The following is a 24,434-nucleotide window of genomic DNA, read 5'->3' on the forward strand; positions in this document are numbered from 1 at the left end:
CCGCTCCGGCTTTAACGCACAAATACCCCTGTTAAACATCAGCTATTCTGACTATTGGAAGTTTCGTTATCTACTAAAATATCAATATCAGTTATATCTCCAGATAAGACCTAAACTGTTCATATCAAAGCATGGATGGCTCTACTTTCATACGATCCAAGAGGACATTCGTGCACATTATCAGATCGACTCCTGACTTCCTGGCACCTTCTCAGCTATCGGTGCTGGCCGTTTTAATCAGTACGTTATTACTTGCCGGATGTGGTGGTGGCGGCGGTGGTGGTGGCGGTGGTGAAACGCTAAACATGGCGCCGTCACCCGTAAACAATCCAGCGCCAGCGCCAACGCCAACGCCAGCGCCAGCGCCAACGCCAGCGCCAGCGCCAGCGCCAACGCCAACGCCAACGCCAACGCCAGCAACCGAACCCGTAGCCGAGACGACGCCTGTTACTGATTCGACGCCGACCCGTGAGCCAACGCCGGTTTCGCCAGTTGTTACCTATGGCAAGGTTAAAGTCGGTATTGTCGATTCGGGCCTGGCGGCCGGTCGTTCTGACATCAACTACGATAACGTCCACTTCGCCTCATATCTGTCCGGCGGCAGCCAGACCCTGAACGATAATAATGGTCAGGCAGGGCACGGCACGCTGGTGGCGCTGACGGCGGCTGGCCTGGCCAGCGGGGCGTTTGCCGGCGGCGTGGCGCCGGACAGCGATTTATGGATAGCGCAGGCTTCCAGTAATAACCTTTTTTATTACCAGGATACGCAAAAGGCTATCAGCGGGCTGCTCAATAACGGCGTAAAAATAATTAACATGTCTTATGCTTCCAGCGAGCGACTGGCTACAACTGCACAGCAGCAAAGCGCCAGAGCCAGCGGGCGTTACGATCTGCTGCGTGACAGCCTGAGCAGCATCGTCAGCGCTGACGCATTGGGCGTAGTGGTGACCGGCAACAACGGCACCTCCACGCCTTCGCCGAACGCGCAGATCCCTTTAATCTACAACGACCCCAGCCTGCAAAAAGGACTGATCGCCGTGACCGGCTACGTGCCTGGCTATACCGTGGCGCAGGGCAGCCGTCCGCCGGAGCTGTTTGTGTTTGACGCCTGCGGCGATGTCGCCGCCTGGTGTCTGGCCGCGCCCGGCTATGCGGATTACCTGCAGGACAACGGCACGCTGGGCCGTAAATACGGTACTTCCTTCGCCGCGCCTCGCGTGGCCGGCGCGGCATCCCGCGTGTCGGCGCAGTTTCCCTGGATGACCGGCTATAATCTTCAGCAAACTTTGCTGACGACGGCGGACTACCACAGCGATGCCGTGGCGGGCGTCAGCCAGGATAGCGCTAACGGGCGACCTTATAACAACACGTTCGGTTGGGGAAATGTGAATGTCGATAAGGCGTTACGAGGCCCGGGCATGTTTTATGGCGACGACTTTACCGCCGCGCTGACCTACGGCAGCTACGTGTTCGCTAACGATATCAGCGGCAGCGGCGGCCTGATTGTCAGCGGCGCCAGCAACGCGGGCGGCAGCCTGACGCTGAGCGGCAATAACACCTACACCGGCGCAACGCGGGTGGAAAGCAATAGCCTGTATATCGACGGCAGCGTCGCCAGCGACGTACGCGTAACGGGCAGCGGGCTGCTGGCGGGATCGGGCAGGATCGGCGGCAATCTGAGCAACCAGGGCACGGTGGTAACCACCGCCGCTGGCGGGCTGCACGTGGTCGGCAGCTATCAGCAAGGCGCCGACGGCACGCTGCGGATAACGCTCTCTCAGCCGCTGACGGTTGCAGGCCCGGCGACGCTCAACGGCGCGCTTCAGGTTACCTTGCCTTCCGATACCTATATTGTGCAGACCAACGAATCGCTGCTGGAAAGCGGGCAGGGCATCAGCGGGCGGTTCGCCAGCGTGGATACCGGCGTTTTCCTGAAAGGCGCCGTGGCTTACAGCGCCAACAGCGTGATCGGCCACTTTCAGCGTGTAAATACCGTTCAGGGCGCGCAGGCGGCAGGCGTCACCAGCAAGGCAACGCTGCAAAGCGCCGCCAACGTTGAGCGGGCGTTACAGACAGCCGACAGGCTGGCGACGCAGTCGGGCCTTTCCGCACAGCAAACCGAACTGCTGCAGGATGCGGCGGCTTTCCAGCGCATCGGCAGCGGCGCGGCGGCTGAGGCGGTGCTGGACTCGCTTTCCGGCCAGGCGCACGCCAGCGGCAACGCTATCCTCTTCAACAGCCTGGATTACCAGAATCAGCTGCTGAATAACCGCCTCGATCCGGCGCGGCAAAAGCCTTATGGCATGTGGGCGGAGACGGGCACGCTGCACGGCGATTTGCAACAGGATGGTTATCTGGGCAGCCACTACCGCACCAACACTACGGCGATTGGCGTCGACAGTAGTTTCGACGTACCGGGACTGCGGGTGGGCGCGGCCGTCACCGATAGCGAAATCCGGGCCAGCTACGAAGGCAGCGGCGGCAACAGCACCAACAGTTTGCAGGGCGTTATGCTCTATGGACAGTATGCCGTCACGCCGGAATGGTTCTGGCAGGGCAACCTGAGCTATCAGCATGGCGAGACCGATCTCGATCGCGTGCTGCTGCTGAACGGCGTGCGTTCATCTTCATCAGAAACGCGCAACGACAGCTGGCAGGCGCTGGTTAAAACTGGCTACCGCTGGTCGCTGGACGACAGGCTGACGCTGCAACCTTATGTCGGCATGAAGCTAAGCCAGCTCTACACCGGCGGCTTTAAAGATGAGGGCGGCGCGCTGGGGCTGCAAGGCGACAGCGCCCGTTACAGCCGCACCGTTGGCCTCACCGGCCTTAACCTGAGCGCACCTCTGCTTGAGGTCGATCAATGGTGGTCGCTGCTTTCCGTCTACGGCGAGCTTCAGCACGCCTTTACCAATCCGTCGCTGGATGTGAACGCCCGCTGGACAGGCACAGGTTCTGAAGGCGACAGCTTCTCCATTCCGGGCATGACGCTGGACAGGGATTCTCAGTGGTACGGGATGCGGCTGGACGTAGGCAAAGCGAAAGATGCGCGCCTGTTCCTGCGGGTGGACAAGCACGTGGCGGAGAAAGGGGACGAGTCGGTATTCCGCGGCGGCGTGGATATCGCCTTTTAATCGCGGCGCGACACGGATAAAAGCTGGCCTTGCTGCCAGCTTTTTTTTCGCCCCGGGATCCTTGTTTCGGCCTGAGAAAGGCCACATTGACCGCAGGCTATTTCTCAAAGCTGCAGCTTGTAAACCACCCTTAACGGAAACCTTACGTTACGAGCATGGAATTTAATCAGCCGGCTCAATCATAATACCGCCGGGTCAGATGACCTGCTTTTCTCTGGCGACGACGAGATGCCGCCGCTTCTTTGTTTTATTTGATCCGACTGAGCCTCATGACCTCTACAACAGCAAACCCCTTCCGTCGCAAACTTATCCTTGCCGCTCTTATTATTCTGGCTCTCGTGCTGGCGTGGCGTTTCTGGCCGCACGGCAGCGGCGCGGGCAGGCCGGGCGGCCCCGGCATGATGATGGCCGGCCCGGTAGCGGTTCATGCCGGCCTGGTCACCACTGCCGACGTGCCGGTTTACCTGACCGCGCTCGGCACGGTGATCCCTAATGCTACCGTTACCGTTACCAGCCGCGTGGATGGGCAGCTGATGAAGGTTTACTTTACGGAAGGCCAGCAGGTCGAAGCCGGCCAGCTGTTGGCGCAGATCGATCCACGCAGCTATGAGGCCACGCTGGCGCAGTACCAGGGCGATCTCAGCCAGAACCAGGCGCTGCTGCAAAGCGCGGAGCTGACGCTGGCGCGCTACCGCAAGCTCTATGCGCAGGACTCTTTAGCCCGCCAGGATTTGGATACGCAGGCCGCCACGGTGGGGCAGTATCGCGGGGCGGTAAAAGCCGACCAGGCGCAAATCGCCTCGGCAACGCTGAATATTGAATTCGCGCGCATCACCGCGCCGGTTTCCGGGCGCGTTGGCCTGCGCCTGGTTGACGAAGGCAATATGGTGCAGAGCAGCGACACCACCGGCCTGGTGACCATTACCCAGATGCAGCCCGCCGCCGTGACCTTCAGCGTTCCGCAAAGCAACATTCCCACGCTGATTAAGGCGCTGCACAACGGGCAGACGCTGCCGGCGACCGCGTTCGATCAGGATGGCGATAAGGCGCTGGCTTCCGGCAGCGTGCGGTTTATCAGCAACCAGATCGACACCGCTACCGGCACGGTCGAGCTGAAAGCGCTGTTCGACAATCAGGATGAGGCGCTCTATCCCAACCAGTTTGTGAATTTGCGGCTGCAAACCGGCACCCTGAAGCAGGCGACCGTGATCCCGGCGCAGGCGTTGCAGCTCAGCAGCGACGGCAGCTTCGTCTACGTTATCGGCAGCGATAAAACGGTTACGCGCCGCGCGGTGAAAACCGGGCCGACGCTGGGCGACACGCAGCAGGCGATTACCGAAGGCGTGAAGGCGGGCGAGCAGGTCGTTACCGTAGGCATCGATCGGCTAAGCAACGGCAGCAAAGTCTCTGTGGTTACGGCTGATGAAACTCCGGCCGCCAGCGACAAAGCGAAAGCGCAATGAATCCGTCCCGCATTTTTATCGCGCGTCCGGTCGCTACTATCCTGCTGATGATCGGCGTGCTGATCTCCGGCGTTTTCGCCTATAAGTTTCTTTCGACCTCCGCGTTGCCGCAGGTGGATTATCCGACCATTCAGGTCACCACGCTCTATCCGGGCGCGAGTCCGGACGTGATGGCATCGGGCGTTACTGCGCCGCTGGAAAGGCAGCTGGGGCAGATGGCGGGCCTGAGCCAGATGGCCTCCAGCAGCTCGGGCGGCTCGTCGGTGATCACGCTGAAGTTCTCGCTGGATCTGTCGCTGGACGTGGCGGAGCAGGAAGTGCAGGCGGCGATCAACGCCGCCAATAGTCTGCTGCCCTCCGACTTGCCTAATCCGCCAACCTATAAAAAGGTGAATCCGGCGGATACGGCGGTGATCACGCTGGCCGCCAGCTCGGATACGCTGCCGCTGATTAAAGTCCAGGACCTGGTCAACACCCGCGTCGCGCTGAAGCTGTCGCAAATCTCCGGCGTCGGTATGGTGACGCTGGCGGGTGGCCATCAGCCCGCTATCCGCGTACAGATGGATCCCAAAGCGCTGGCGGCGCACGGGCTGACGCTGGAAGACGTCAACACCCTGATTAGCAACAGCAACGTCAACGGCTCGAAAGGCGGCTTCGACGGCAAATATCACTCGATAACCATCGACGCCAACGACCAGCTGCGCACCGCAGAGGAATACGGCAATCTGATCCTCACATATCAAAACGGCGCGGCGCTGCGGCTAAAGGATATCGCCCATATCGAAGAGGCGGCGGAAAACAGCTATCAGTCGGCCTGGGCCAACCACAGCCCGGCTATTGTGATTAGCGTTCAGCGCCAGCCCGGCGCCAACGTGATTACGGTGGTGGACAACATTAAAAAGCAGCTGCCGACGCTTCAGGCCGCCCTGCCGGACGGGGTAAAAGTGCAGATCCTCTCCGACCGTACCCAGACCATTCGCGCCTCCATCAGCGATGTGCAGTTTGAGCTGATGCTGTCGATCGCGCTGGTGGTGATGGTGACCTTTCTGTTTCTGCGCAACGTGGCGGCGACGCTGATCCCGAGCGTGGCGGTGCCGCTGTCGCTGGTCGGCACCTTTGGCGTGATGTATCTGGCGGGCTTCAGCCTGAATAACCTGTCGCTGATGGCGCTGACCATCGCCACCGGTTTCGTTATTGATGACGCTATCGTGGTGGTGGAAAATATCTCAAGGCGGCTGGAGCAGGGCGAAACGCCGAGGGAGGCGGCGCTGAAAGGCTCGGCGCAGATTGGCTTCACTATTATCTCGCTGACCTTTTCGCTGATTGCGGTGCTGATCCCGCTGCTGTTTATGGGCGACGTGGTCGGACGGCTGTTTCGTGAGTTCGCCATTACGCTGGCGGTGTCGATCCTGGTTTCCATGCTGGTTTCGTTGACGCTTACGCCGATGCTTTGTGCTTATCTGCTGCGCCATATCCCGCAAGAGAAGCAGAGCCGCTTTTACCGCAAGGGCGGTCAGTTCTTCGATAAGCTGGTGGCCGGTTACGATCGCCTGTTGACGAGAGTACTCAACCACCAGCGCCTGACGCTGCTGGTGGCGCTGGCGACGCTGGCGCTGACCGCGCTGCTCTATCTGGTTATTCCCAAAGGTTTTTTCCCGGCGCAGGATACCGGGCTGATCCAGGGCGTGACCGTGGCTTCTCAGGACGTTTCTTTTGGTGAAATGGCGAAGCGGCAGCAGCAGCTGGCGGCTATCGTGCTGAAGAACCCGGCGGTGGAAAGTCTTTCTTCCACTATCGGCATCGACGGCAACAATACCAGCCTGAACAGCGGGCGGCTGCAAATTAATCTGAAGTCGTTTGACCAGCGCGACGAGCGGGCTGACCAGGTGATTGCCGAACTGCAGCAGGCGACCCGCAGCGTGCCGGGCATTCAGCTTTATATGCAGGCCGCCCAGGATCTGACGGTCAACGATCGGGTCACGCCGGATCGCTATCAGTTCTCGCTGGACGACGCCGAGGGCGAAAACCTGGTCGCCTGGACGCCGAAGCTGGTGGCCGCGCTGGAAAAACGGCCGGAGTTCAGCTCGGTGGTCAGCGATTTGCAGGATCAGGGGCAGGTCGCCTGGGTCGAACTGAACCGCGATGCGGCGGCGCGTTACGGCATTACCGCCGCCGACGTGGATACCGCGCTGTATAACGCTTTCGGCCAGCGGCTGGTCTCCACCATTTTTACCCAGTCGAATCAGTACCGGGTGGTGCTGGAGGTCGCGCCGCAGTATCAGCAGTCTCCGGCCTCGTTTAACGACATCTGGCTGGCGGCTGCCGCTTCGTCCTCGACCACCTCCACGAGCAGCGGTGCCTCAGGCGATACCGACAGTAGCTCGTCTGACAGCGCTTCTTCAACCAGCAGCGGCGGCATGGTGCGGCTGACCTCTGTCGCCACCATTCATCAGCGCATCGGCTCGCTGGTGCATATGCGGCTGAACCAGTTCCCGGCGGTGACCGTCTCGTTCAATCTCAACGACGGCTACTCGCTGGAAGAGGCGCAAAAGGCGATAGCGGAGACGCAGCAAAGCCTGAGAGTGCCGTCGAGCATGACGCTGCGCTATCAGGGCGAAACCGAAGCTTTCCAGAACGCCACCGGCAACACCCTGTGGCTGATCCTGGCCGCGCTGCTGACCATGTACGTGGTGCTGGGCATCCTTTATGAAAGCTTTATTCATCCGGTGACCATTCTCTCCACGCTGCCGTCGGCGGCGGTCGGCGCGCTGCTGACGCTGCTGCTGGCGGGCACGGAATTCAGCCTGATTGCGCTGATTGGGGTGATATTGCTGATCGGCATTGTGAAAAAGAACGCGATTATGATGATCGACTTTGCGCTGGATGCGGAGAAAAAACAGCACCTCAGCCCGCGGGAAGCGATCCACCAGGCCTGTCTGCTGCGCTTCCGGCCGATCCTGATGACCACCATGGCGGCACTGCTTGGCGCGCTGCCGCTGATGCTGGCTTCCGGCTCGGGCGCGGAACTGCGTCAGCCGCTGGGGCTGGTGATTGTCGGCGGTCTGATCTTCAGCCAGGTGCTGACGCTGTTCTCCACGCCGGTGATCTATCTGTGGTTCGATCGCCTGGCCGGGCGGGCACGCCGCAGAATGCGGGCGGCTAAATGATTACGCGCTTTTTTATCTTCCGGCCCGTTACTACGCTGCTGTTAACGCTGGCGCTACTGCTGCTGGGCGCGCTGGGCTATCGTTTGCTGCCCGTCGCGCCGCTGCCACAGGTCGATTTCCCGACCATTATGGTTTCCGCCAGCCTGCCGGGCGCCAGCCCGGAGACGATGGCGGCCACGGTCGCCACGCCGCTGGAGCGCGCGCTGGGGCAAATCGCGGGCATTACCGAGATGACCTCCAGCAGCTCGCAGGGCTCCAGCAATATCATTTTGCAGTTTGAGCTGACCCGCGATATCAACGGCGCGGCGCGGGATGTGCAGGCGGCGATCAACGCCTCGCGCAGCCTGTTGCCAAGCAGCATGCCGTCGCTGCCGACCTATCGCAAAGCCAACCCGTCCGACGCGCCGATTGTGATGCTGGCGCTGACGTCCACTACGCGTTCCAAAGGCGAGCTGTACGATATCGCCGAGAGCAAAATCGACCAGAAAATCGCGCAGGTGCAGGGCGTCGGCGACGTCTCGCTGATGGGCAGCGCGCTGCCGGCGGTCAGGATAGATTTACAGCCGCAAATGCTGACCCATGCCGGGATCTCGCTGGATACGGTGCGCGCCGCCATCGCCAACAGCACCAGCAATCTGCCGAAAGGGATGTTGCAGGGTGCTAACCAGAGCTGGGTGATTGACGGTAACAGCCAGCTGGACGGCGCAAAGCAGTACCGCGATTTAGTGGTCAGCTACCAGAACGGCCGTGCTATCCGCCTCAGCGACATCGCCACCGTTTACGATTCGGTAGAGGACCAGTACAACGTCGGCTACTTCAACGGTTCGCCGTCGGTGATGATCGGCGTCACGCGCCAGGCGGGCGCCAATATGCTGCAAACCATTGATGCCATCAAAGCGCAGCTGCCGGCGCTGGAGGAAAACCTGCCGGCCGACGTCTCGCTGAAAATCGTGGTTGACCGCTCTCCTAACGTGCGCGCGTCCCTTTATGACACCGAAGAAACGTTGCTGATCGCCATCGCGCTGGTAATTGGCGTGGTCTTTATTTTCTTACGCAATTTGCAGGCGGTGGCCATTCCCGCGCTGGCGCTGCCCGTTTCGCTGGTGGGCACCTGCGCGGTGATGTATTTGCTCGGCTACAGCCTGGATAACCTGTCGCTGATGGCGCTGATCATCGCCACCGGCTTTGTGGTGGACGACGCTATCGTGGTGCTGGAAAACATCACGCGCTATATCGAAGAGGGATTAAGCCCGGTGCGCGCAGCGCTGAAAGGCGCGAACGAGGTGAGCTTTACCGTGCTGTCGATGACGCTGTCGCTGGTGGCGGTGTTTATCCCGATCCTGCTGATGGGCAGCATCGTTGGCCGCCTGTTCCGCGAGTTTGCGGTGACGCTGACCGTTTCGCTGATTATCTCTATGCTGGTGTCGCTCAGCCTCACGCCGATGCTCTGTTCGCGGCTGCTGAAGCGTAAACCCAACGTCACCGCGCGGCCGCATCCGCTTTATCAGTGGATCGAAAACGGCCTTAATCGTCTGCTGGCCGCCTACGCCCGTGGGCTGAACCGGGTGATGCGCCATCAGCGGCTGACGCTGTTTAGCTTGATGCTGACGGTGATCCTCAATCTGTTCCTCTATTCGGTGGTGCAGAAAGGCTTTTTCCCCAATCAGGATACCGGCCTGCTGATGGGGATGCTGCGTGCCGATCAAAACGTCTCTTTCCAGGCGATGAAGCCGAAAATGGAGGCGTTCGCCAGACTGATCCAGCAGGATCCGGCGGTGGACGGCGTGATGTCGTCAATGGGCAGCGGCGCGTTTGGTTCGCGTAACACCGCCAACTTTTTCGTGCATCTGAAAGACTTCGACCAGCGTGACGCGACGGCGACGGAAGTCGCTAACCGGCTGAGCGGTAAAACGCGCAACGTGCCGGGCGTGGAGCTGTTTCTGATGGCGGCGCAGGATATTCATATCGGCGGCCGCAGCGCCAATGCCAGCTATCAGTACAGCCTTCAGGCTGACGATCTGGAGACGCTGCGCGTCTGGACGCCGAAGGTCAAGGCCGCGCTGGAGGCGATCCCGCAGCTGACCAGCGTCGATTCCGACTCACAAACCGGCGGCCAGGAGGTAATGGTCACGATCGACCGCGACCGCGCCAAACGGCTGGGGGTCAACGTTGAGATGGTCGATACGCTGCTGAATAATTCCTTTGCGCAGCGCCAGGTCGCCACGCTGTACAGGACGCTGAATCAGTATCATGTGGTGATGTCATTGCAGGATACGTGGACGCGCGATCCGGAAACGCTTAACAAGCTGTATGTGATTAACGACGCCGGCGACCAGGTGCCGCTTTCGGCTTTCGCCCGTTTCAGCGGCGCCAACGCGCCGCTGTCGGTGGCGCATCAGGGCCAGTCCGCCACCAGCACGATTGCCTTTAATCTGGCGGACGGCGTTTCGCTGGAGCAGGCTTCGGCACTGATTAAAGCCGCGATGGCGAAAATTGCGCTGCCGGGCGATATTCAGGCCGGTTTCCAGGGCACGGCGAAAGCCTTTGGCGATCTCACCGCGTCCATGCCGTGGCTGATCCTTGCCGCGCTGGCGGCCGTCTATATCGTGCTGGGAATGCTTTATGAAAGCTATATTCATCCGCTGACCATCCTTTCCACGCTGCCGTCCGCAGGCGTCGGCGCGCTGCTGCTGCTGCTGCTGACCGGCACGCAGCTGACGGTGATCGCACTGATCGGCATTCTGCTGCTGATCGGCATCGTAAAAAAGAACGCCATTATGATGATCGACTTCGCGCTGGCGGCGGAACGCAAGCAGGGCATGACGCCGCAGCAGGCGATTGTGCAGGCCTGCCTGATGCGCTTCCGCCCCATTATGATGACCACGCTGGCGGCCTTTTTCGGCGCGCTGCCGCTGGCGTTGGGCAGCGGCGGCGATGCCGATCTGCGCAGTCCGCTGGGCCTGGCTATCGCTGGCGGCCTGGCGCTGAGCCAGCTGTTAACACTGTTTACCACGCCGGTGGTTTACCTCTATCTCGATCGTGCCAGCCGTGCCACTAAACGTCAGTGGGCGCGCCTCAGAGCTTAAATAATGACAATGAAAAAAATACCGTTTCTGTCCGGGCAAAGGACAAGTTCCAGGCTCGCGCCTGTTTTTCTGGCGCTGCTGCTGAGCGGCTGCGCCGTCGGCCCCGATTACCATCGTCCGGCGGTGAGCGTGCCGGTGCAGTATAAAGAAGCGCAGGGCTGGCGCGAGGCCGCGCCGCAGGATGCACAAAGCAAAGGCGACTGGTGGTCGGCCTGTCACGACGATACGCTGAGCGGCCTGCTGCGCCAGGTTGCCGTTTCAAACCAGAACGTGGCGCAGTATGAAGCGCAGTATCGCCAGGCCAGGGCGCTGGTCAGTGAAGCGCGCTCTGACCTTCTGCCCAGTGCGGCCTATAGCGGTTCCTCAACGCGCAGCGGCAGCGCTTCCACGGGCACGGGCCAGCGCACCGCCAGCGACAGCCATTCGCTACAGGCCAGCGCCAGCTGGGAAGTGGATATCTGGGGCAGGCTGCGGCGCACGCTGGAAGAGAATAAAGCCAGCGCGCAGGCCAGCGAGGCAGAGCTGGCGAATATCACTCTCAGCGCCCAGTCCGAGCTGGCGCAGGATTATTTCCGGCTGCGCATCATGGACCAGCAGATCGCGCTGTATCAGCAAAGCGTTGAGGCCTGTCAGCGCTACCTGACTATTATTGAGAATAAATATCGGGCCGGCAGCGAGTCTCGCGCCACGCTCGCGCAGGCGCAGATGCAGCTGGAAACCTCGCGGGCTTCGGCGCTCGACCTCAGCTGGCAACGGGCGCAAACCGAACACGCTATCGCTATCCTGATCGGTAAAACGCCGGCGGAATTCAGCCTGCCGGTAACGAAAGCGATGACCGCCACGCTGCCCGCCATCCCGCAGGCCGTGCCCTCGACGCTGCTTGAGCGCCGCCCGGATATCGCTTATGCAGAACGCACTATGGCGGCGGCCAATGCCGCCGTTGGCGTGGCGATCGCAGGCTACTATCCCGACCTTACGCTGAGCGCCACCGGCGGCTTTACCAGTTCGGCGCTGCATAATTTGCTGTCGCTGCCGAATCGCGTCTGGTCGCTCGGGCCGTCGCTCAGCGGCACGCTGCTGGACTTTGGCGCCACCTCGGCGAAAGTGGCGCAGGCGAGAGCGGCCTATGACGCCGATGTGGCCAGCTATCGCCAGGCGGTGCTGACCGGTTTCCAGGAAGTGGAAAACTACCTGGTGGAGCTGCATACGCTGCAAAACGAAATCGTGGCGCAGCAAAACGCCACCTCGGCGGCGCAGGAGTCGGCCCGCGTCACGCGTAACCAGTATGAAGCGGGCATGATCGACTATCTGGACGTTGCCACCACCGAAAACAGCAGCCTGAGCCAGCAGCAGAGCCTGCTGTCGCTGCAAAGCACACAGTGGGTCGCCAGCGTGCAGCTGATCGCCGCGCTGGGCGGCGGCTGGCAGCATTAAAATTATTGGGACGCACCGTTGGAAAACATTCAAGGGTGCAACGCTCTCAGAGATAAAAAAGGTGCAGCCAAGAAAGAGTAAACAAGGTTCCGAAAAGGGGCTTTTTTACAGGTAAATATAATGAGTAATTTGAATCATTCATATTGAAATATTTAACAATGGAGAAAAGTGGAAGGTGATTTTTAATTTCCCTGATTTAATAAATTAATTCTGTTCTTGTTTTAATAGCAATCTTATTTTTTATTGCTTGCTTTTGGCTTATCCCTGTTAAATAATTTAACCCAATTAAATAATGCTGCCGCCTGTTTCAGATATATATCTGTTTGCTAAATAACTGTTATAAAAAAACTGCCTGCTAAATTATTAAGGACGTTCATGGATGAACCGAAACTATGCCTGGCCCGGTAAAGCCTGCCTGCTGCTGCTCGCGCAGTTCTGTTCACCGTCGCTTGCTGCTGCGCCTTCTTTTCTCGTCAGCGATGCGGCAGACATTGACGCGCGCGAGCAGACGCGTCGGCAGGAAAGAGAACGCGCGCTACAGCAGCAAAACAGCACGGGCAGCGATGTACGTCTTGAACGTCCTGCCGCCGCGCTGCCTGACTATGCGGCTGCGGAGCATCCCTGCTTTCCCATTAACAGAGTGCGCTTAACCGGTGATGAAGGCCGCTTTCAGTGGGCGCTAAAGGCGGCGGAAAGCGCCAGGGGCCGCTGTCTCGGCGGGCAGGGGATCACGCTGGTATTAAATAAGGTACAGAATGCCATTCTGCAACAGGGCTACGTTACCACCCGCATTATGGCGCAGGAGCAGGATCTGACTTCAGGCGTGCTGACTTTAACGCTACAGCCGGGGCGTATCGACCGCATCTTTTTTGACAAGCCGGTATCAAAACGGGCAAGGCTATGGAACGCCTTGCCGGCTTCATCGGGCGATATCCTGAATCTGCGGGATATTGAACAGGCGCTGGAAAATTTCCGGCGCGTGCCGGGCGTTGAGGCAGAAATAAAAATTGAGCCGGGCCGCCAGGAAGCCACCAGCGATCTCAGGATCGCCTGGCGCGAAAGGCGTCCGGTGCATCTGACTTTCGGCCTTGATGACAGCGGGGCGAAAAGTACCGGCAAATATCAGGGAAGCCTGACGCTGGCGATTGATGCGCCTCTGGCCCGGAACGATCTTTTTTATGCCAGCCTGGGCAAAGATATGTTTGAACAAGGTTCGCCCGCTAGTCGATCCCATACATTTAATTACAACATCCCTATGGGCTACTGGCTCTTCTCTGCTAACTATAACGACTACAGCTATCAGCAGAATATTGCCAACGCAAACGAGACGCTACGCTACAGCGGGCAAAGCGAAAACGCTCAGTTCACGCTCTCCCGCCTGCTGTTTCGTAATCAGTCACACAAAACCACGCTTAACCTGCGCATCTGGCGTCGCCACTCCACCAATGCCGTCAACGATATTGACATCGACCTACAGCGACGCCGTACGGCGGGCTGGGAGCTGGGGCTGAGTCAGCGCAGCTATCTCGGCCAGAGCACGCTGGACGGCAGCGTTAACTGGCGAAAAGGCACCGGCGCGTTTGGCGCGCTGCGTGCGCCGGAGGAAGCCCGCCATGAAGGCAGCGCACGCGCAGGGCTTATCACCGGCGAACTCAGCCTGAACCAGCCGCTGCCAGCCTTCAACTGGCGCTATTACACCAGCCTGCGCGGGCAGTGGAGCCATCAGCCGCTAACGCCGCTGGATCGGCTGGCTATCGGTGGACGCTATACCGTACGCGGCTTTGATGGCGAACAGGCGCTCTCCGGCGAAAAAGGCCTGATCTGGCGTAATGAGCTGGCGTGGAACCTAAGGGGACAGGAGCTTTACTGGGGCGTGGATTACGGGCGTATTGGCGGACGCGGCACGCGTTACCTGGCCGGAAAACAGCTGGCGGGCAGCGCTGTGGGCCTGCGAGGCAGCTTTGGCGGACACGTCAGCTACGACCTCTTTGCCGGGCTTCCTCTCTACCAGCCGGGCGGCTTTCATACTTCCGGCGTAACCGGCGGTTTCAGCCTCAATCTACAGATATAGCCAGCCCGACGCGGCAGGTGTTGACCGCAGGGCTTTAACAGGGACGTTATTGATGAATAAAAAATGTTATTGCCTGATTTTCAGTCGTACGCATGGCGAATTACGGGTGGTATCAGAGCTGGCTCGCGGTTGCGGCACGAGGACCGGCCAGCGGCGCGGATCTGATGGCCCACGCCTGTGGGTAACGGTACGGCGCGCCGTCTGGCTGCTTGGGCTGGCGCTGTTTACCGGTTCCGCCGTCGCACAAGGGATAGTCGCCGACGGCCAGGCCGCGCCCGCACTGCGTCCTGACGTCATCACCACGCAAAATGGCCTGCCACAGGTGAACATCACCGCGCCGAATCAGGCCGGTATTTCCCATAATCAGTACCAGCAGTTTGACGTCGCACAGCAGGGCGCCATCCTTAACAACTCGGCAAAGATGACCGCCACCCAGCTCGCCGGCTATATCCAGGGCAATCCCAAACTCGATCCCAACGCCGCGCCTGCCCGCGTCATTCTTAATGAAATCAACAGCAGCAATCCCAGCCAGCTGCGCGGCCATCTGGAAGTCGCCGGCGGCAAAGCAAAGGTCATTGTTGCTAATCCGGCAGGGATCGTTTGCGACGGCTGCGGCACGATTAATGCCGGGCGTATGACCCTGACCACAGGTAAACCGCAGTTGAATGCAGATGGCTCGCTGGCCGGTTATCAGGTTGAACGCGGCGCGATCCGGGTAACGGGCGGCGGGCTGAATAACGATGCACGGAATGAGACGGAATACGTCGACCTGCTGGCGCGCGTGGTGGAAATCAATGCCGGTATCAGGGCGAAAGAGGCAGTCGCCGTTATCGCCGGACGCAACCGGATTGATGTGGATGCCAGCCAGGTTAGCCCGCTCTCCGCCAGCGACGACGACGCACCGGAACTGGCGATAGATATGGGTCAGATGGGCGGCATGTACAGCGGCGGCGTGCGTATGATCGCGACGGAAGCGGGCGTGGGCGTTCGTAATCAGGGCGGACATCTGCAGGTCGGAAAAACCCTGACTGTTAGCAGCGAAGGCAGGCTTTTATGGCAGACGGCGGCGGCGGAACCTTACACCCAGGCTGGCGGCGATATCACGCTGGCGGCTCGCGACAGCCTTGAGCATCAAGGCAAACTTTACAGCGGCGGCCAGCTGTCGGTACATAGCCGGGAGGGCAGCATTACCCAGTCCGGCACGCTGGCGGCGGCGGGCAACGTCACGCTACGGGCTAAGCAGGCGATCCACAGCAGCGGCCATCTTTTAGCCGGCAGCGATGTCGAAAGCAGGCTGGTTCGTCCGGCAGATTTAACGCTCGCCAGCGAGGCGGAAATCCGTGCTGGCGGCAGCTTGCTAAGTCAGAGCAAGATCACTATCTCCGGCCGGCGGGTGGATATCAGTCAGAGCCGCGTGGCGGCCAAAGAGGCGCTGCTGACGGCGCAGCAGGGCGGCGTCGCGCTGAAGGAGACGCACGTCGACAGTAGACTGCTCATTGTTAACAGTAAGGGAAATATTGATTCACAGCAGGCGCAAATCCGTGTCGGATCCTGGAAAATTACCGCCGACAGCCTGTTCAACCAGACCGGCATCTGGACGCAGACCGAAGCGGCGGAAAGTTTTTTTGCGCTGACGGGCGATCTGGATAATACCGATGGCAGCATTGAAGCCAGCCAGCTCCAGCTGGAGAGCGCCACGCTGATCAACCGTAGGGGACGGCTGATCGCCCTGGGCGACGACAGGGTGTCCTGGCGAGTCAGCGGCCTGCTGGACAATCAGTCAGGCACCCTGGGCAGCAATGGCGATCTGCGCCTGGAGACGGGCGGGCTGGCGAATCAGTCGGGAAGCGTACAAAGCCAGTCTGTCTTAAGCCTGCGCGCGCGCGACGGCATCATCAACGACCACGGCAATCTGCTTTCCGGCAGCGATCTGAGGTTGTCTGGCACCTGGTTGTCGAACCGGGAAGAGGGCCTGATCAACAGCCAGCGGCGTCTTGATCTCAATCTGGCAGGCGAGCTGGATAACCAGCACGGGCAAATCATCAGCATGGACAGTAGCAGCATCCAGGCACGGACGTTAAGTAATCAGCAGGGCGAGATTCAGTCGCTGGCCACGCTGGATATGACGATAGCCGATACGCTGGATAATCGCGGAGGCAACCTTTTCAGCCAGCGGGCGCAGCATTTGCAGGCCGGCAATATTGTTAACAGTGAGAACGGGAAAATCAGCGGGCTGACCACGCTGTGGCTACAGAGTGAACGGCAGGCGCAAACCACGGGGCTGGTCGATAACGCAGGCGGAAAAATACTGGCAGGCGAGCGGCTGCAAATTGACGCCTGGCACATCGATAATCAGCAGCATGGCCTGCTGTATAGCGAAGGGCTGCTGAAACTGACCTTAGCTGACCGGCTGGATAACCGTTCCGGCTCGCTGAAAAGCAGCGGTGACATACAGCTTGATGCCGCAACATTGCTGAATGATCAGGGCGCTATCGACAGTCAGCAAAAGCTCGCTATCCAACTGGCTGGCGTGCTGGATAACAGGCAGGGAAGTTTGCGCGCCGATCAGGCGATGCGGCTTGTCGCCAGCCAGATTGAGAACGGCGACGGCCTCGTCAGCAGCAGCGGCACGCTGCAAATCACGACGGGCGAGCTGAACAACCGGGCCGGGACGATAGTCAGCCAGGCGGCGGGGCTTTATCAGCTGGAGACGCTGAACAATCAGCAAGGCAGGCTGCACAGCGGCGGCCCCCTGACGGTAAGCAGCGGTACGGTGGATAACCGGGGCGGCCAGCTGGTATCCGTTCAGGCGCTGAGCGTGGAGAGCAAGCTTACCGACAACAGCGCGAACGGGATCGTCAGCAGCCAGCAGGCTTTAGTGATACAGGCGGACCAGGTCATTAACCGCGACGGCGGACGGCTGATCGGCACGACCCATACCAGTGTGACCGCCGGAAGTCTGGATAACCGCGCAGGCCGCGTCCAGAGCCGCGGCGCCTTAACGTTGACGCTGCTGCAAACGCTGAATAATCAACAGGGATTGATCCTCTCCAGCCTGGATTTGCACATCGGCGGCGGCGATCTGCTGGCGCTGCTTAACCAGGGCGGCAATATCCAGAGCGACGGCGCGCTGTCGGCTACCTCAGCATCGCTGGATAATCAGGGCGGCACCTTACTCAGCCAGCAGGCGCTGACGCTGGATCTTCAGCAGGATTATGTTCACCGGGCCGGGGAGACGCTTAACAGTAACAGCAAGCTGATCCTGACTATTGGCGGTACTTTGACCAATCTGGCCGACTGGCCGATCGCAGGCGATCTGCAACTGACCAGTCAACGGTTCACCAATCAGGCGCTGCTGGTCAGCAAAGGCGCACAGATCGTTACCGGCCTGCTGCTTAATCAGGGACGTGTTGAAGCCGACCGCCTGACGCTGCAAACCGACAGCCTGGACAATCAGGCCACGCTGATGGGCGATGAGATTATGGTTAACAGCCGGATCCTCGATAACCACGGCGGCGCAGCCTTAATAGCCGCCACGGAAAAGCTCAGTCTGCAAACCGGTGAACGGCTGACCAACCGCGATCGCGGCTTTATCTATAGCGGCGGTACGCTGCGGCTGCACAGCGTGGATTTGATCGAAAACTTTGCCAGCGATATTGAAGCGGAAGGCGACGTGACGCTTGAAGCCAGGCGATTTACTAATCAGCGCGAAGGGCTGGAGATTGAGCGGGAAGCGGAGCTGAGCGACTATAAATGGCACCGCTATAACTATTACTGGCGCTCTTATGGCTCAACGGTGAACACCGACTTAAGCACGATGGCGCCTGTTACCCAACAGCTTACCTTCCAGGATGACAGCGCGGCGGAAAACAACCGCTACGGCACTCTCGTCAATATTGACGCCGCCGCGAAACGGGTAGAAGTAAAGCTTAAGAATAACCGTGGAGAGCTAATCAATCTGTGGGTCAATTATCTGGCCCTGACGCCCAATGCCGATGGCAGCTACAGCATGACGTTCTACGAAACACAGGGACCACGGCAAAACAGCGTGCCGACACCGTATCACAATACGGTGTGGCGCGAGCACGATCGCGGCAGGATCGAACTCTGGGATCCCGAAAGCCATATGGATATCGCCGCCATGCCTTACGTCACGGATTACAATAACTTCCGCGAGCGCACGGCAACCGGCACGGTCACTACCGATAAGCTAATTTCAGCCGGAACCGGCGCCAGGCTGCTGGCAGGCGGCGCAATGACGCTCAACGTTAGCGAACAGCTGCTGAATGATGCCAGTACCATCAGTGCGAACGGCAGCCTGACTATTGAAGGCGCAGGCGATGTCATTAACAGAGGTTACTCAGTTAACGAACGTCGGCAGGAGTATCTTGTCGATCATTATGACAAAGATACCGTTCACTGGTATCCCACTTTTAATCTTGATGAAACAACCGCGTTAGCCGCCATCGATGGCATCATCAGCGGCTTTGGCAAGGGCACAATCACAGGCGCCAGCCTTAAGAACACCACCGTGAATCAGGCGCAAATCAGTAAGGCGGAAGCGGCGCAAAACGCGGCGGAAGCGGAACGCGCGCGGTGGGAACGTAATCCGCTGGCGGACGATATAGCAGATCGGTCTGAAACCTTAAAGCTCACCGGCCAGCAGCATCTGGCGACCGTCGCTACCGATATTCCTGATAACGCGTTATTTCGTCAGCAAGCGGCGGCGGGCAGCGCTTATCTGATCGTTACTGACGCTCGTTTTACCGATAAAGGCAATTTTATCAGCAGCGACTACATGCTGAAGTTGATCGGTTATGACCCGTCGCAGGTACACAAGCGGTTAGGTGATGGCTACTACGAACAGCGCGTGGTGCGTGAGCAACTGCTGATGTTAACGGGTCGTCCTTCCCTCCGGGGTGAAGATGCGATGGCGCAATATCAGGCGCTGATGAATAACGGCAGCAAAGTGGCAAAAGATTTTCAGCTCATTCCCGGCGTGGCGCTGACGCCAGCGCAGATTGCTGCGCTGGAGCAGGATATCGTCTGGCTGGTAAGCGAAACGGTGCGAAGCGCCAATGGGCTGCAAACCGTCTGGGTGCCGAAAGTGTATCTGGCTAACACCACGCTGAGGCTGTCCGGCGACGGTGCGCTGATAGCTGGCGGCGAGCTACAACTCTCAACCAACAGCGTCGGCAACGCCGGTAATCTGTTTGCCGATAAGGCGTTTGATATTGATACCAGCCAGTTTCTGCATCAGGGCGGCGATATCCGGGCCGACAGCATTAATGTAAAAGCAGGCAGCCTGAGTCTGAGCAGCGATCTGCAAAACGCGCTGCGCCAGGCCAGCATGGGCGCGCGCAAACTGACGCTGATTGCCAGCGACATCAGCCTGAAAGGCGCAAACCTTAACGCTTCCGAAAACCTCAGCCTGAGCGCCAGCAATAGTTTGAGCATCGGTGCGGCCCGCAGCAGTAAAACGGCGGATCTGGAAGTGATTGCCGGCGCCACGGGCAATCGTAAAAGCGCAGGGATGGAAGAACCCGGCAAGCGAATGGCGCAGGTCAGCGGCGAATGGCAGCAGGCGTTGGGCAGCAGCCTGACGGCGGGCGGCAACCTGAATTTGCAGGCCGGACAGGATATCACCCTGCAGGGAAGCCAGGCGCAGGCGGGCGGGCAGCTTAACGTCCGGGCGGGCGGCAACGTCAGCCTGCTTACGGAAACCACCACCAACGATACCCATCTGCAAGCGGGCAGCCGCACTTCTTCCGTAAGCAACAGCCGCCAGGAAGAAAGGCTGACCGGCAGCGTGCTAAATGGCGAGGGCGGCGTCACCCTTCAGGCGGGCGGCGATTTCACCGCGGTTGGCGCTCAGGTTGCCAGCGGCGGCGGTATTAAGCTGAGCGCGCAACAGGTCACGATCGAGGAAGCTCGCCAGCAGATCAGCGATCAGGACAGCGAGCATAACCGCGTGGGCAAAACCAAAAGCCAGCGTGAGAGGGAAACCGCCAGCAACACCGGTACGGGCAGCGTCTTCAGCGCGCGGGATGATATTACTCTGATCGCTCGCGAGGGCGATATCAGGGTGCAGGGCAGCTCGGTCGAAAGCGAAAAAGGTGCTACGAAGCTGAAAGCCGCAGGTGATATTGCGGCGATCGCCAGCCAGGATGAGTTTCATCTGCAAGAGCAGGGCAGCAGCAAAGCCAAAAAAATGCTCAGCCGCAAGGAGAGTTCGTATCAGCGGGAAGAGCAAAGCAGCACGGCTTCCGGCAGCCTGATAGGCGGGCAGAGCGTGGCGCTGGAAAGCGGTCGGGATATCAGCGTGGCGGGCAGCACGGTTGTGGCTACGGATGATGTCTCACTGACGGCGAAAAATGCCATTACCGTAACCACGGCAGAAAACCGGCATCGCTCTGAGTCCGGCAGCCAGAGTAAAAAATCGGGGCTGTCGGGCACCGGCGGTATCGGTGTTCAGTACGGTAAGAACGAGCAGAAAGCTGCCGACAGCGAGCAGAGCCTCACGCACACGGGCAGCACCGTCGGCAGCACGCAGGGCAACGTGACGCTGAAGGCGGGCGATAGCCTGACCGTGAAGGGTTCAGACGTGCTGGCCGGGAAAAACATCAGCCTGAGCGGCAAGGCGGTCAGCATTCTGGCGGCGGAAAAACAGTCCTCGCAGACACATAAAACGGAGCAGAAGCAGAGCGGGCTGACGCTGGCGCTTTCCGGCACGGCGGGGTCGGCGCTGAACGCGGCGGTGACCACGGCGAAGCAGGTGAAAGAAGAGAGCGACGGCCGCGTGGCGGGGCTACAGGGCATGAAGGCGGCGCTGGACGGCGTCAGCGCCACGCAGGCGGCACGGCTGGACGCGGCAAAAGGCGACGACCCGGCCAATAATGCGACCGTCGGCGTCAACGTTTCTTACGGCAGCCGGTCGTCAAAATCTGAAAGCTCGCTGACGCAGAGCACGCAGCAGGGCAGCAGCCTGACGGCGGGCGGCAACCTGAACATCACCGCGACGGGCAGCGGCGTGAAAGGTCAGGACGGCGATATCACCGTGCAGGGCAGCCGGCTGCAGACAGGTAAGGATATGCTGCTGTCGGCAAACCGCGACGTGAACCTGGTCTCTGCGGAGGAAAGCAGCATCACGCGAAGCCGGAACAGCAGCAAGGGCGGCAGCGTGGGCGTGGGCGTTACCGCAGGCTCGGGTGGCGCCGGCTTTAACGTCTCGGCGAACGTGAACAAAGGCAAGGGCCACGAGAACGCGAACGGCGTCAGCCATGTGGAAACGCAGATAAATGCGGGCAATCAGGTCACCATTACGTCCGGTCGTGATACCGCCCTGACCGGCGCGCAGGTGAACGGCGAGGCGGTGAAGCTTGAGGTGGGCCGCAACCTGACGCTGACCAGCGAGCAGGACGGCGAAACCTTCGACTCGAAGCAGCAGGATGCCGGCGCGGGAGCGGGCTACACCTTCGGGGCGGGCACGGCAACGGCCAGCGTGAACACGTCGCGCGACAAAATGCACGGCGACTGGCGGTCGGTGACGGAGCAGACGGGCATCTTTGTCGGTAAAGGCGGCTTCGATATCACCGTCGGCGAGCACACGCAGCTAGACGGCGCGGTCATCGGCTCAACCGCCACCGCAGACAGGAACAGGCTCGACACCGGCACGCTGGGCTGGCGCAATACTGAAAACCACGCGGAATACAAGGTTGAGCACGCGGGCGCGGGTATCAGCACGGGTGGTTCCATCGGCAGCCAGTTCGAAGGGAACATGGCGAGCAATATCCTGGCGGGCCTGAACGGCTCGGACAGCGCCAGTTCCACCACCCACTCTGCCGTCAGCGAAGGCACGATAGTTGTTCGTGAACGGGAAAACCAGCGGCAGGATGTTGCAGACTTAAGCCGCGACGTGGACAATGCGAATCCGGGGCTTGCGCAAATCTTCGACGCTGAAAAAGAACGGAACCGGCTGAGGGCGGCGCAGCTGATCGCGGAAATAGGTTCTCGGGCAATGGGTATTGCGCGGACGGAAGGCCAGATAGCCGGAGAGAAAGCGAAGCGTGACCCGGCAGCGCTGGCAGCGGCCAGAGAACAGCTGGCGGATTCCGGCAAGCCGTTCACGGACGCGGACGTGGCGAAGCAGGCGTACAACAGCGCGATGGCGCCGTTCGGCACGGGCAGCGCGCTGCAACAGGGAATCAGCGCGGCGACGGCGGCGATACAGGGCCTGGCGGGCGGTGATATCGGTCAGGCGATAAGCGGTGCGGCAGCGCCGTATCTGGCAGAGCAGATACACGTCCTGACGGAAGGCAACCCGGAAGCGAAAGCGATGGCCCACGCGGTCGTCGGGGCGGTAGCGTCTTACGCGTCCGGGAACGGCGCGGTTGCCGGCGCGGCGGGCGCGGTCAGCGGCGAGCTGATGGCCGGGCTGGTGATGAAGCAGCTGTATCCGGATAAAGCGGTCAGTGAACTGACAGAAACCGAGAAGCAGACGATATCAGCGCTGGGAACGCTGGCGGCGGGGCTGGCGGGCGGCGTGGTTGGAGACAGTACCGGTAACGCGGTGGCCGGGGCGCAGGCCGGTAAAAACGCGGCTGAATTCAACTGGCTGAACTCAAAAGAGGCGCGTCAGCTGGATAAAGAAATGCAGGACTGTAAAGGCTCCGGTGGTGACTGCAATAAGGTTGTTGAGAAATACATCGAAATCAGCAATAAGAACAGTAAGGAACTTCAGGAAGCCTGCACGGGCGGCGGTGTTACCTGCGTCACTTGGCAGGAACTGATACAGGGTGCCACTAATGTGGCGAATGATGCTAATCCTTCGCAAATCCGGCTGGATGAAAAGCTGAAAGATCCGTCTGCTGCGGCGCTGGTGAATTATCTCAACGGAACGGATCTTAAATTCCTGGAAGATAATATCACCACGGGAGACCGGGTTATGTCTGCTGTTATGGACCCCACATCCTGGCCGGTGGCAATAATGGGTGGTAAAGCGATCATCACCAATACTGTTAATAACACCAAAGAGCAACTTATTGCTGTTGGTGTTGCTGGGGCGGCAAATGCAGGAATTCAATATGGTATAACCGGAGAAATAAAACTGTCTGATGTAATCGGATCAATAATCGTTGGAGGGATTACCACCGGTAAAGGCTATAACCCGACTGTCTCATGGAATGCAGCAGGTGGATATTATCAGGCGAAAATAAGTGGTGGTGATCCGATTATGGCAGCACTGATGAGTACCACTAGTTCAGGGGCAGGATATAAAGCTGGGAACATTTTAAAAGTACCTTTTGATAAGATTTTTAACCCTGTATCAAAACAGTATGAATGGGTGTCGAGTGGTGTGTGGACAATATCAAAATCGGTTCCTCAAAGTTCAGTTCCATCGGTGGCTGGTAATGTTGCAGACTCTCTTACTTCGGGTTTCCTTAATCCGCCGAAGAGTAATAATTCGGAGGGTAAAAAATGACTCGTATATCTAAGTTGAAGTTAGTAATGTTGTTCATATATTCATGTGGTACTATCTCTGCTCTTATGTTTTTATTGAGCCTTTTTTTTCTATGGCAACCATCTTCAAAAGGAGATGGTGGTTTTTTTTCAGAGAAACACTTACATATTTCATTAAACATAGCCGGGGTCGGGTTTTTATTAGGTGTTCTTTTATGGTTATCTTATTATTTGCCATATAGAAAAATGAATAAATAAAATTTTTTTAACTCTATGAGTGCTTTTTATAGTTGAAATCTTCGACAAGGAGAAAGAGCAGAGACGGCTGAAGGCGGCGCAGCTGATGGCGGAGATCGGCTCGCAGGCAATGGATATTGCGAGGACGGAAGGCCAGATAGCCGGAGAGAAAGCGAAGCGTGACCCGGCAGCGCTGGCAGCGGCCAGAGAACAGCTGGCGGATTCCGGCAAGCCGTTCACGGACGCGGACGTGGCGAAGCAGGCGTACAACAGCGCGATGGCGCCGTTCGGCACGGGCAGCGCGCTGCAACAGGGAATCAGCGCGGCGACGGCGGCGATACAGGGCCTGGCGGGCGGTGATATCGGTCAGGCGATAAGCGGCG

7 protein-coding genes and 1 pseudogene are annotated in these 24,434 nt (G+C 59.4%); all 8 read left to right on the plus strand.

Features of this window, described 5'->3' with window-relative positions; genetic code table 11:
- Positions 1–170 precede the first annotated feature (170 nt).
- Positions 171–3,134 (plus strand): autotransporter domain-containing protein, encoded by a 2,964-nt coding sequence (locus EGK14_RS01845; RefSeq protein ID WP_233598421.1) that lies wholly within the window; start codon positions 171–173, stop codon positions 3,132–3,134.
- Positions 3,135–3,403: 269 nt separating this feature from the next.
- Positions 3,404–4,597, plus strand: coding sequence for an MdtA/MuxA family multidrug efflux RND transporter periplasmic adaptor subunit (locus tag EGK14_RS01850; protein WP_125287367.1), 1,194 nt, complete (start codon positions 3,404–3,406; stop codon positions 4,595–4,597).
- Entirely contained in the window at positions 4,594–7,764 is a 3,171-nt protein-coding gene (locus tag EGK14_RS01855) for an efflux RND transporter permease subunit (RefSeq protein ID WP_125287368.1), read from the plus strand. The genes EGK14_RS01850 and EGK14_RS01855 overlap by 4 nt, the downstream gene beginning before the upstream one ends.
- On the plus strand, positions 7,761–10,850 hold the full coding sequence (locus EGK14_RS01860; RefSeq protein ID WP_125287369.1) for a multidrug efflux RND transporter permease subunit: 3,090 nt from the start codon (positions 7,761–7,763) through the stop codon (positions 10,848–10,850). Before EGK14_RS01855 ends, EGK14_RS01860 begins: the two co-directional genes overlap by 4 nt.
- Positions 10,851–10,859: 9 nt before the next feature.
- Positions 10,860–12,284 carry an efflux transporter outer membrane subunit gene (locus EGK14_RS01865; RefSeq protein ID WP_125287370.1) on the plus strand — a complete coding sequence of 475 codons (1,425 nt, stop codon included), beginning with the start codon at positions 10,860–10,862 and terminating at the stop codon, positions 12,282–12,284.
- A 379-nt stretch (positions 12,285–12,663) separates the two neighbouring features.
- Complete coding sequence (locus EGK14_RS01870) at positions 12,664–14,355, plus strand: ShlB/FhaC/HecB family hemolysin secretion/activation protein (protein WP_125287371.1); 1,692 nt, start codon at positions 12,664–12,666, stop codon at positions 14,353–14,355.
- Positions 14,356–14,407: 52 nt separating this feature from the next.
- Positions 14,408–23,836, plus strand: a complete 9,429-nt coding sequence (locus EGK14_RS01875; protein ID WP_125287372.1) for a hemagglutinin repeat-containing protein — start codon at positions 14,408–14,410, stop codon at positions 23,834–23,836.
- A gap of 273 nt (positions 23,837–24,109) precedes the next feature.
- A pseudogene (locus EGK14_RS21195) lies at positions 24,110–24,434 on the plus strand (hypothetical protein); the annotation flags it as partial.

This window comes from Erwinia sp. 198 (genome assembly GCF_003937915.1).
In the GTDB taxonomy this organism is placed as follows: Bacteria; Pseudomonadota; Gammaproteobacteria; order Enterobacterales; family Enterobacteriaceae; genus Erwinia; species Erwinia aeris.

Bases quoted from the DNA above. Each gene is read 5' to 3' on its own strand.
- EGK14_RS01850 (WP_125287367.1), top strand. From the start codon at position 3,404: ATGACCTCTACAACAGCAAACCCCTTCCGTCGCAAACTTATCCTTGCC.
- EGK14_RS01855 (WP_125287368.1), top strand. From the start codon at position 4,594: ATGAATCCGTCCCGCATTTTTATCGCGCGTCCGGTCGCTACTATCCTG.
- EGK14_RS01860 (WP_125287369.1), top strand. From the start codon at position 7,761: ATGATTACGCGCTTTTTTATCTTCCGGCCCGTTACTACGCTGCTGTTA.
- EGK14_RS01865 (WP_125287370.1), top strand. From the start codon at position 10,860: ATGAAAAAAATACCGTTTCTGTCCGGGCAAAGGACAAGTTCCAGGCTC.
- EGK14_RS01870 (WP_125287371.1), top strand. From the start codon at position 12,664: ATGAACCGAAACTATGCCTGGCCCGGTAAAGCCTGCCTGCTGCTGCTC.
- EGK14_RS01875 (WP_125287372.1), top strand. From the start codon at position 14,408: ATGAATAAAAAATGTTATTGCCTGATTTTCAGTCGTACGCATGGCGAA.